We start from the raw sequence: 10,367 nt of genomic DNA on the forward strand, positions 1-10,367 counted from the left end.
TAAAAAGAAAGTAATGAAAAACAAATACTATGAAGATTTCAAAACATTCAAAACTGCCATAGAAAAATTCTTTGAAAATTTTGACCAGTACCATAATCAGCTATTAACCCTATTGAACTTTAAATTCGGAATTATTAAAGCAAATTAGTATAATACCAAAAAAGTGAACATGGATAACGAGAATTTGGACAATTTAATAGACCAATTGAAACCATTAATTGCACAAATACAACAGTTGCAAGAACAAGCATACAGTATCTGTAAACCGCAAGTGGACGATCTTATTAAAACACAAACAAAAGACAAAAACACCATTGAGCGACTTTTAGACTATCTACTCGATCATTGTGGCAACGAAAAAGTATTAACACTTTTTAAAAAATTATGTCGTTATTATTGGGACATCAACCCAAGAGCAACTGCTGATTACATCCAAGCATACAGAGAAATATGGGAAGATGATCTTCCGATTTCTAAAGCGGATGAATAATTTTTCCAAAAAAACAGAATATTATTTCAAATTCATAAAAACCAAGAAATTAAAAAATCAGTATCTCGGGAACCGACCGGTTTTAATACATCCAGAAGAAATAAATGAAAGAAACTAATTGATTTCTTGGAAGCAAAAACAGATATTCAAAATACAAATAGGAAATGAAATCCAATCAAAAAAATATTTTTCTTCCGATGAAATGAAAAATTGGGTTCCTGACAACCAAAATTTAAATAACTGAAAATGCTATAATCATTCCAAGAGGTTTTGTTGGAAAAATAATTCGCTTTTGCAGAGAAATAAAATTGAACACGATTTTAATGATGAAAGAAAAAAACTAAATGAAGTTTCTTTTTTATTTAACGCACAACTCCGAGAACACCAGCAAATAGTGATTGGACACTATCCCACAAGAAAGATTTAGGAGTAGTCGTAGCTCCACCAGGCTCTGGAAAAACGATTGTAGGACTAAAAATTATTGCTGAGAAAAGACAACCCGCTTTAATCATTACACATAGAAAACAAATTGCGGAACAATGGATAGAAAGAATTGAAACCTTTTTAGGAATACCAAAAAATGATATTGGAAAAATCGGGCAAGGAAAAACTAAAATAGGAAAGCAAATAACAGTTGCCATGATTCAGAGTTTATCAAAGGAACTTGAAAAACCTGATGTGGAAAAACTTTTAAATGCCTTTGGGACTATTATTGTAGATGAGTGCCACCATATTCCTGCTGAACATTCAGAAATACAATTACAAAATTGCAAACCTTTTATTTGTATGGATTGACCGCAACTCCATTTTTTTTAGCCAGTAATTAAATTGGTGAAAAGAAATATGCTGCTCTCTGCAAAATTTGCTTTTTGATGAACCTGACTCCCGCCATTGCTCAACTAATGTGTACATCTGTTCTTGTTGATTCATGTCTTAAGTATTCAATCAGCAAATTTAATGTAGCAGATTTAGGTATCAAAGATGCTTTTAGTGGGGAGGATACGAATTACCTCCTAAAAACATCCCGAAACTGATATAACAATCGTTCTGTCAATCTCAAATCTTCTGTAATAATTTCAGCACTTCCAGACATTTCTTGTTGAAACGGAATTGTTCTATGATAGGAAGTTTCCAGTTTTTTGGGAAGAACCACATCAATCACTAAATTCCCGTCTTTATCGGGTGTCAATGAAATATTCTTGATTTTGCCATTTAACATTCCGTATTGACTATCTGGAAAATTAGTCAATCGAATATTTACCTCTTGGCCAATTTGTATTTTTCCAGAATTCAGTGCAGGTGCTTTTAATTTCCCGACATACCCCTTTTCCAAAGTGGGAATTACAGCAAAAATAGCATCCCCAGCGGTAATCCTTTGATTTGCTGTCCAGATTTGTAAAAAAGATACTTTCCCTATAACCGAAGATTGCAATACATATGCTAATTCCCAATCTTTTATTACTTTCTTTAATTGATAAAAAGCTTGAGCTTTGTTACTTTCCAAATTAATTTCTTCCTTGGTTCCGTTAATTTTAGTGCTTTTAGTATTTTTAGAATTGTCAATCAAAGACGATTTCAATTGTGAAATAGTACTCAACAAACTTCTATAACTTTTTTCCGCTTGAAGATAGCCAAGTTTTTTATTCTCAAAATCCTGAGCCGAAATCACTCCTTTATCGAACAAGGTTTCGTATCGATTCACATCATTTTTTTGCAATATCAGTTCGCTTTCATTCAAACTTTTTTGCTGCTGCAAAATTGCCAAACGAGCTGATATTTGAACGCTTTCAGAATTTTGGGCATTTCCTTCTACCTTGTAAGGTTGTAAATCATCGTTTAATTCATTGGCAATATATGTGGTATGAAATCCTGCGTAAGCACTTTCTATATCACCTAGCTGAGCATTTTCCAGTTGTTTAAAATTAAAATTAACTCCATTACCATGCGTTTCTAACTGTTTTTTCAATAAAAAAACATCTCGATAATTGGCTGTATTTTGAATAATCGCAAGAGGAGTATTTTCCAATACCATAGCTTTGTCCTGTACCAAAATAGTTTCAATTTTACCTGTGGTTTTGGCTATAACTTTTTCGGGGGGAATGTTGGTCGTTATTACAATTTGAGCAGAAACAATATCAGGATATTTGATAAACCACGTAGCAAAAAGTAACATAAAAATGACCCCAGAAACCACTATCGTACCCCAACGAATCATCCAATTGGGGATTCGAGTAAGTATTTCTTGAACTTCTTCGCTACGGAGTTCTAATTCTTTATTTTTAGGCATTGTTCATTTTTTTTAATTCTAAATTCGTTAATCTATAATCCTAATTACCTAACTGCAACTGGTTTCGCACCAATTCATAATAACTCCCTTTTTGTTTTACTAATTCTTGATGATTACCTATTTCAATGATTTTACCTTTCTCAAGAACTACAATTTGGTCAGCATTCATAACGGTACTTAATCTGTGTGCAATGACCACAACGGTTTTGTTCTTGAAGAAAACATCTAGTTTTTCCATAATAACTTTTTCATTATTGGCATCAAGGGCTGAAGTAGCTTCATCAAAAAATAACATTTCAGGGTTTTTATAAACCGATCTTGCAATAAGCAATCGTTGTTTTTGCCCAGTGCTCATTCCAACACCTTCCATACCTATTTTTGTGTTATAACCCAAAGGCAATCCATTAATATATTTGGTAATGTTGGCTACATCAGCAGCATAAACCAACCTCTTTTTATCAATAGTGTCAACTCCAATAGCAATATTATTAGCTATCGTATCATTAAAAATAAAACCTTCCTGCATTACTGCTCCTATATTGGCGCGCCATGTCTTTTGAGCTAAATTTTTCAAATCTATTCCAGCTCCTTCACCTTTTGGGAGAGCTGGGGCGAGGTACATCTCTCCACTATTAGGTTCATAAAACTTCAATAACAATTTCATCAAAGTCGTTTTACCACTACCGCTTGTACCTACAATAGCTGTTATTTTGTGTGCTGGAATAATAAGGCTTAAATTTTCAAGAACTTGAATATCGGAACCAATATAACGAAAAGATAAATCTCTAATGATGATATCACAATCTTTGGGAATATTATGTGTTTGATGTGCTTCTTGTTGTGTTTCATCTTCTTTTTCATGTATTTCAGACAATCGAGCAAGCGATATTTTTGCATCTTGTACTTCGCGAATAAAAGTAATTAATTGAACAATTGGACCATTCAAGCTTCCAACAATACTACTTATAGCCAACATCATACCCAAAGTTATCTCACCATCAATAACTAACTTGGCCGAAAGGAAAATAATAATTATATTTTTTAATTCGTTAATAAAATTAGATCCTACTGTTTGAGTTTGTTCTAATACCAAACCTTTCATTGATACTTTGAATAGTCGTGCCTGTATATATTCCCAGCCCCAACGTTTTTGCTTTTCAGCATTATGCAATTTTATTTCCTGCATTCCGTTGATAAGTTCAATCACTTTGCTTTGCTCTTGGCTAATTTCTGAAAATCGCTTATAATCGAGAATTTTTCTACGTTTGAGAAAAAGAACAACCCACAGAAAATAAAGGAAACTTCCAAAAAAGAAAACGACAAAAATCTGAATATTATAATAGGCCAAAACCCCTCCCATGACAACCATGTTAATCATGGAAAATAAAACATTCAATGATGAAGTGGTAAGTACACGTTCGATGCGATGGTGGTCATTGATGCGTTGCATAATATCTCCGGTCATTCGCACATCAAAAAACGAAATAGGTAAATTCATTAATTTAATGAAGAAATCAGATATCAAAGAAATATTTATACGCGCGGAAAGATGCAACAAAATCCAACTTCGTATTAATTCCAAAGCTGTTTTTCCAAAAAACAAAAACAATTGTGCAAAGAGAATTAAATAGATAAAATGAATATTTCTATTTTGTATACCTACATCTACAATACTTTGCGTCAAAAAGGGAAAAATAAGCTGCAAAACACTACCAGCTAACAACCCAATAATTAATTGGGTTACAAAGGATTTATAAGGTAAAATATATTTTGTTAAAAGTGAAAAACCAAATCTATTATTCTCTTCTTTTTCAAACTCATTTTGATGAAATTTAGGAGTAGGCTGCAATAATAATACAATTCCTTCTTCGGTATTTTCATTGGCATTATTGCCAATCCAAAATTTCAAAATTTCTTCAGCCGTGTATTCCATTAGTCCAAATGCTGGATCAGAAACAAAATACTGTCCTTTTTTAATTTTATACAAAACAACATAGTGATTTTTATTCCAATGCAGAATACAAGGAAAGGGTATTTCTGCAAGTTTTATTAAACTTAGCTTTACGCCAAGCGTTCTAAAACCTATCTTTTCAGCGGCATCACTTATTAATACCAGGTTACTGCCATTGCGACTTGTTTCACTATAATCTCGCAGTTCTTGAATATTTATTGTTTTCCCATAATATTTTGCTATTATTTTTAAGCTGGTAGGACCGCAATCTTTTTTGTCGGATTGATGATAATATGGAAATTTTGTCATTAATTTACAATTATATCATCCTCATAAATTGTTTTATTATCATCTGTTTTTACAAAAACATGGTATTTACCAACTGGCAATTCAAAATTAATTTCTTTTCTTATAGGAATCATTAAAAAGCTTTGAATTGGAATAGCCAAGTTCGTCATTAAATCAAATTCTTTAAAATCAACTATTTCCACTAAAACCTCTTTATTTTTATAGTCAGAAAATTTCGCATCCTTAATAATTGTTTTTTTGAATATTACATTCGGGTATATTATTTTTAAACTAGGTTTTAGGTTGTTAACCAAAAAATAATCGGCAGAAGATTTTATTTTTGTTGTATCATTAAGATATACACGAGGAACCAAAATCAATTCTTGTTTGGTATCTGCACAAATAGCGGTTTGATTAATTGTTATTGGATTAATTCCAGATAGTTCTTTAAAATACTCTGCCATCCTTTTCTTTTCACTATTTGCCTTTTCAATGTGATTGTGCCCCACATAGACAAAAATTTTAGCATTCGGATCTTTCTTTAGAATCTTTAAAATATTTTTTGCTTGACCTATTTCTCTCTCGATCCCCTTATCAAAATTTTCATGTCCTAAAACAGTAAAACCTAATGCTATTGCCTTTCTAATGAAATGTGAAAAATAAGGTTCACTTGTGTAAAGTCCATTATGATAATTTGGCGTTAACTCATTTTCTTCACTTATATTAAATCCTTCTAAAGACAAATAATTATATCCATTTACTTTTAAAGTTTCTAATAATTCCATAGCAAATAATCTGTGTTTAGGATAATAATGATCTTCATTAAGCATAATTACCCTGTTCTCTTTTGCTATTACGGATAATTTATCAAAAACGGCATTGTCTTTATAAACATCTTCTTTGCTAGATAAATCGACAATCAAAGAATTAAATTTTTCATTACGCTGTTTTTCGTAACCCACAATTAATGAATCATACGTTTTATTATTAGACATAAAAGAATTAACGGTAGATAAAAATTGAAACTTAGCATCATTTTCTCCTTCAGATTTTAAAGGTGCAGTTGCTAATTTTTTACTTGCATAGAAAGGGTTGGGATGAACATTAGGAAAATTATTAATAAATATGGCTGGGAATGACATTTTTCTTGTATTCAATGAATCAATATTGATTTTATTCAATAAATAAGTCACGAATGTTGAAGAGTTGTTGTTCTTACTAGAATTGGTTTTCACCATTCCTGAAACTTTTCTTTTCCCTTTTTGTTTTTCGAAAAAGAAAATATTATTTACTGTGTCAGATACAACAATTTTAGCACTATATGAATTAACACTCAATGGTTGTACATTCTGATAAAAAAAACACATTTCAATCCCATTTTCCTTTGAATCAGCTACTAAAAAAAGATCTTTTGATGATAATTTATTACTCTTTAATAATTGTTTGAATTTCTTTTTTTTATCAAGAGAAACTTCTCTGAATTGGATATTTTTATCAAAATCAATTCCCACTTTCAAAGAATCATTGTAAAAATAATTTTCATTAAAATAATTGTTCTCAGCCAATTTATTTTTATTGGAAACACAAGAAATGAATAAGAACAGGAATAATAAATTAAAATATCTAGGCATTATTCCAAAGGTTTTTATACGGATCATAATTACATTTTGTTTTAGTTGAATAGAATATATCCGTTTCTTTTTCTTTAAACGGAATACTACCATCCGGACAGATGTAGCGAAATTCACAATCCTTGCAGATCAAAATTTTATCCTTACTAATTGCCCAAAACTTCTTTACTTCTTCATTATCAACAACTTCATTTAAATCAGCAATGTCAATATTGCCAAAAACAGATTGATCCTCTATATGGCGTTTTATATCCCCATTGAGGTCAATAAAAATAGTTCTATTATAAGCAGTGTTAAAACTTAGAGATTCATTAAAATTTTCAAAACTCAATACAAAATCATCATGATTATAAATCGTCATTGATAGTACTTCACTTAATGATTTTTTTTCATAAATAAATTTCTTTACTTCAGAATCATTTGTTATATCAACATCATAGAAAATGATTTCAGTTATTCTAAAAAACGTTTTTTTAAGGTTTATCAATTCAGTTTCTAACCCGTCCCTATATTTTATAAAAATTACAATTGTTTTAATTTTAGATTTATCCACAAAATGAAGTGTATCTACTATTTTTTTTAAATTAAAATTGTCAGAAATTAATTTTAAACAGCTTACACCTAAATTATCAACATTGATCTCCAAAAATTCTTTTAAAGTTAAAATTGGTAAATTTAAATCTAAAGTTATAGTATCAATTCTATAAGGACGATCAAAATTATTGCTTATTGCTGGATATAAATTAAGGTCATTGTCTATAATAACTAATTCATTTTTTAAAAAATAGCGAATATACTTCTTTAAAATAGTTTTATCATTTTTAAAATCTCGGAATAGATCATATACTTTCTTTCCCGAATATTCATTTATAAAGTCAATTATTTGATTGGGCAATATATAATAGTTTTTTCTCTGAAGATCTAGTATTAAGGCTCTATTTATACCTTTTACCGAAAAGCAGTTTGAAAAAAGTTTGAATTTTTTATCGATCATTGGTGTTTCTTAAGTAAAGTGGTTTGTAGAATTCATTACATATTATTTTTGAAGTTTGATAAAATTTTGACTCTACATATTTTCTGCTATTTTTTAACTTAGTTAAAACAAAGTCTTCTTTTGTACATTCGGCAATAACTGGAAGGCTTATTTTATATTTATTTTTCATTTTTTAAAATTATCAAATTTTGAGCTACGGTTTTATGTAAAGGATAATTACATGGAAAAGAAGTCATTCCAAATTGTCCAGAAGGATTTACTTCTAAAAAATAGTATGTGCCATTTTTTGAAGATTTAAGAATGTCTATTGAACCTGTATTTAATTCTAGTTTTTTCATCAACAAGTCTATCTTCGTTTCTATTTCTAGAGGTAATTGATACGGTATAAATCGATTGGGAAAATCCCAATCGTAAGCACGAAAATCCACTTTAGTTTGAGGGTTACTTTGCGAAAATATTGCCATTGAATAGCATTTACCCATTATATAAAAAACCCGAAGTTCAATTTCTTTCTCAATATATTCCTGAAAAAGTGAAGGACTAAAATTTTTATTTAGTTTTTTTACTGTTTCAACTTTTATGGTACTTAATCCTACACTACTATTTGCTAATTTAACATGTAACGCTTCTGCTATAGGCTTGGTAATAATAGAATAATTATTTTCTTCCAAAAAAAATTTCAGTTTATTTCTTTCAGTAGTGATTATGGTTTTAGGTATTTGCAAACCTACATTTTTAGCTAAATTTAAAACTTCTAGTTTTGATTTTTTTAAACTTCTTTTAAATAGCCATTTTTTATCCTTCAAAAGGCTTAATATCAATTCACGTAGATCTTTAAACTCGTCATTTAAAAAAAGAGTTAAATCTCTTACAGAATCTAATACCGCTTCGTAATCTCTTAAATAACCAAATTTCCTAAACCAAACAACAGAAATATCTTTCAAATAAACTCTTTGTGTTGAATTTTCAAAATACGAATTTTCAGTGAAATTAGAATCATATGAAAAGATAGTTATTCCTTGCATCAACTCTTCGTCATTTATTCTTAAAACTGGAGTCTTAAAAAAATTTAACCATTCAATAACTAAATCGGTATCTCTATCGCCTGGTTTGCTTAATATGAGAATCATAAAAAATGTTTTATAAAAATATTTAGGCATAGTATCTATGCCTAAATATTTAAGTTAAAAGAATTGTTAAATCATTTTCTTATGATTAATCTATACCATCATAATCATTACCTACTTGGCCTCTAACCGCAGTCCATGTTTGAACATCTGCTGGCGCATCACCTCCATAAATAGTATTAATCTCAACTTTTTCACATTCGAAATCCTCTAATTTTTTCATAATTTTAATTTAGTTATTAAATATTTATTTTAAAAATTATTATCACGATCATACTCCTCCATCAACCACGTGCACTTAGTTTTTTTTAGAAAATAACAATCTAAGATAATTTTTACCAAACATATAAATAAGGAATGAAATATAGATACAGCGAAAACAACCTTTAACAAATGAGGTAGTTTAACAGTAAACTCTGTTAAAATTTATGCTAGCAGTATTAAATAAACCCTTGTTTAATGGCCTCTTAAACCAAACCGGTATCATCTGTCACATCAAAAGCGTTTTTCATATGAATGATGCGTTTTTCAATGGCACTTGTTGTCAGGTAAATAATTCGGTTCTGTCGCAGCTGTCAATTACAAATCTACTTATTATTGTTTTCGGTGGGCTATGCTACCAATGAATAGAATGATTTAAACATAGTTATACCAGGATTAATCATCTGTTTCTTTCTTAACATATGTACAATTTCAATTCCACTTAACGTTCTTTTAGCTGATTCAAAAGCTGCAAATCCTAATCCATTTAGAATTCTCCACTTGATAAAACGATGATCTTGTTCGACAATGTTGTTCGACAATGTTGTTCAAGTATTTTAAGTAATATATCAATACAATTTATTACCTTTACAAGACAATGATTTAAGGCCCTGAAAGTTAAGTGACCCTATAGGTGACCCTGTCAAAAGTAATGTATCGTAACCCTTGTATTTACTGGGATTTTCATAAAGGCATCGGAACCTCTTTCTCCGCTTAATTCGTAACCCCCAACAAACGTTGGGGGTTACGTCGTTTTATACCGGAGCTGTTTTCTCCGCAATCTAAAATTCACAAAAATTTATAAAACTGTAAAAGCCCGTAAACATTGCCCTTGCAGGCTTTTTATCTTTTTTGGTTAATTGGTAATGATATTCAAAGGGCCAACCAAAGTGACCCCTATAGGTGACCCTATTTTTTTGATTTTTACAAGTATTTAATTATTAAATTATCATAATTTTAACATTTCAATCAATTCCCCGGGAATTCCCTTAAAATCAGTATATTATTTGTTCTTTTAAATTAAATTTAACTACAAACCTAAAAAACAAGTAGTTATGCTAAGTATTTATTTTTATCTCAAATCAGGTAAATTTAATTGGAAAGGCGAATCTCCAATTTTTGTACGCATCTCCTACAATTAGAAATCCACAACAATGACAACTGGGAAATCAATAACAAAAGAAAGATGGGAATTTACCAATAAGCTTAGAAATCTTTTAGAGCTTGAAAAAGAAAAAACAATAAGAAACAGTTTAGATACACTTCAGCTTAACATTGAAAAAAAAATTAATGAAATGGCAGCAGTACATCCTGATGCTTTATTGGTACAACTTAAAG

9 protein-coding genes and 2 pseudogenes are annotated in these 10,367 nt (G+C 29.9%); 3 read left to right on the forward strand and 8 right to left on the reverse strand.

All coding sequences use genetic code 11. From position 1 onward, the window contains the following. Nucleotides 1-169 precede the first annotated feature (169 nt). Together ACNQGH_RS21490 and ACNQGH_RS21495 are read left to right on the forward strand one after the other, a co-directional pair. Nucleotides 170-490, forward strand: coding sequence for a hypothetical protein (locus ACNQGH_RS21490; RefSeq protein WP_417958069.1), 321 nt, complete (start codon nucleotides 170-172; stop codon nucleotides 488-490). Between the two features lie 462 nt (nucleotides 491-952). Continuing rightward, nucleotides 953-1,285 carry a DEAD/DEAH box helicase gene (locus ACNQGH_RS21495; RefSeq protein WP_417958077.1) on the forward strand — a complete coding sequence of 111 codons (333 nt, stop codon included), beginning with the start codon at nucleotides 953-955 and terminating at the stop codon, nucleotides 1,283-1,285. Here ACNQGH_RS21495 and tnpA read toward each other — a convergent pair. The 8 genes and pseudogenes from tnpA to ACNQGH_RS21535 form a co-directional block, all read right to left on the reverse strand. Beyond that, entirely contained in the window at nucleotides 1,250-1,420 is a 171-nt protein-coding gene (tnpA, locus tag ACNQGH_RS21500) for an IS66 family insertion sequence element accessory protein TnpA (RefSeq protein WP_417958070.1), read from the reverse strand. The two genes, ACNQGH_RS21495 and tnpA, sit on opposite strands and share 36 nt — an antisense overlap. 76 nt (nucleotides 1,421-1,496) lie before the next feature. Next, nucleotides 1,497-2,777: an HlyD family secretion protein gene (locus ACNQGH_RS21505; protein WP_417958071.1), complete on the reverse strand. Its 1,281-nt coding sequence runs from the start codon at nucleotides 2,775-2,777 to the stop codon at nucleotides 1,497-1,499. 40 nt (nucleotides 2,778-2,817) lie between these two features. Then, nucleotides 2,818-5,037 (reverse strand): peptidase domain-containing ABC transporter, encoded by a 2,220-nt coding sequence (locus ACNQGH_RS21510; protein WP_417958072.1) that lies wholly within the window; start codon nucleotides 5,035-5,037, stop codon nucleotides 2,818-2,820. After that, nucleotides 5,037-6,674 (reverse strand): hypothetical protein, encoded by a 1,638-nt coding sequence (locus tag ACNQGH_RS21515; protein WP_417958073.1) that lies wholly within the window; start codon nucleotides 6,672-6,674, stop codon nucleotides 5,037-5,039. Before ACNQGH_RS21515 ends, ACNQGH_RS21510 begins: the two co-directional genes overlap by 1 nt. After that, nucleotides 6,640-7,641, reverse strand: coding sequence for a grasp-with-spasm system SPASM domain peptide maturase (gene gwsS / locus ACNQGH_RS21520; RefSeq protein ID WP_417958074.1), 1,002 nt, complete (start codon nucleotides 7,639-7,641; stop codon nucleotides 6,640-6,642). The genes ACNQGH_RS21515 and gwsS overlap by 35 nt, the downstream gene beginning before the upstream one ends. 158 nt (nucleotides 7,642-7,799) lie before the next feature. Further along, nucleotides 7,800-8,771 carry a grasp-with-spasm system ATP-grasp peptide maturase gene (gene gwsG, locus ACNQGH_RS21525; protein WP_417958075.1) on the reverse strand — a complete coding sequence of 324 codons (972 nt, stop codon included), beginning with the start codon at nucleotides 8,769-8,771 and terminating at the stop codon, nucleotides 7,800-7,802. 85 nt (nucleotides 8,772-8,856) lie between these two features. Beyond that, nucleotides 8,857-8,991: a hypothetical protein gene (locus tag ACNQGH_RS21530; protein WP_417958076.1), complete on the reverse strand. Its 135-nt coding sequence runs from the start codon at nucleotides 8,989-8,991 to the stop codon at nucleotides 8,857-8,859. A gap of 439 nt (nucleotides 8,992-9,430) precedes the next feature. Beyond that, a pseudogene (locus tag ACNQGH_RS21535) lies at nucleotides 9,431-9,565 on the reverse strand (DDE-type integrase/transposase/recombinase); the annotation flags it as partial. Nucleotides 9,566-10,183: 618 nt separating this feature from the next. On the opposite strand from ACNQGH_RS21535, the pseudogene ACNQGH_RS21540 reads away from it, so the two are divergent. Then, nucleotides 10,184-10,367 (forward strand): annotated as a pseudogene (locus ACNQGH_RS21540) (site-specific integrase); the annotation flags it as partial.

This window comes from Flavobacterium kochi, assembly GCF_048286715.1.
GTDB lineage: Bacteria > Bacteroidota > Bacteroidia > Flavobacteriales > Flavobacteriaceae > Flavobacterium.

Bases quoted from the DNA above. Each gene is read 5' to 3' on its own strand.
- ACNQGH_RS21490 (WP_417958069.1), top strand. From the start codon at position 170: ATGGATAACGAGAATTTGGACAATTTAATAGACCAATTGAAACCATTA.
- tnpA (WP_417958070.1), bottom strand. From the start codon at position 1,420: ATGAATCAACAAGAACAGATGTACACATTAGTTGAGCAATGGCGGGAG.
- ACNQGH_RS21505 (WP_417958071.1), bottom strand. From the start codon at position 2,777: ATGCCTAAAAATAAAGAATTAGAACTCCGTAGCGAAGAAGTTCAAGAA.
- ACNQGH_RS21510 (WP_417958072.1), bottom strand. From the start codon at position 5,037: ATGACAAAATTTCCATATTATCATCAATCCGACAAAAAAGATTGCGGT.
- ACNQGH_RS21515 (WP_417958073.1), bottom strand. From the start codon at position 6,674: ATGATCCGTATAAAAACCTTTGGAATAATGCCTAGATATTTTAATTTA.
- gwsS (WP_417958074.1), bottom strand. From the start codon at position 7,641: ATGATCGATAAAAAATTCAAACTTTTTTCAAACTGCTTTTCGGTAAAA.
- gwsG (WP_417958075.1), bottom strand. From the start codon at position 8,771: ATGATTCTCATATTAAGCAAACCAGGCGATAGAGATACCGATTTAGTT.
- ACNQGH_RS21530 (WP_417958076.1), bottom strand. From the start codon at position 8,991: ATGAAAAAATTAGAGGATTTCGAATGTGAAAAAGTTGAGATTAATACT.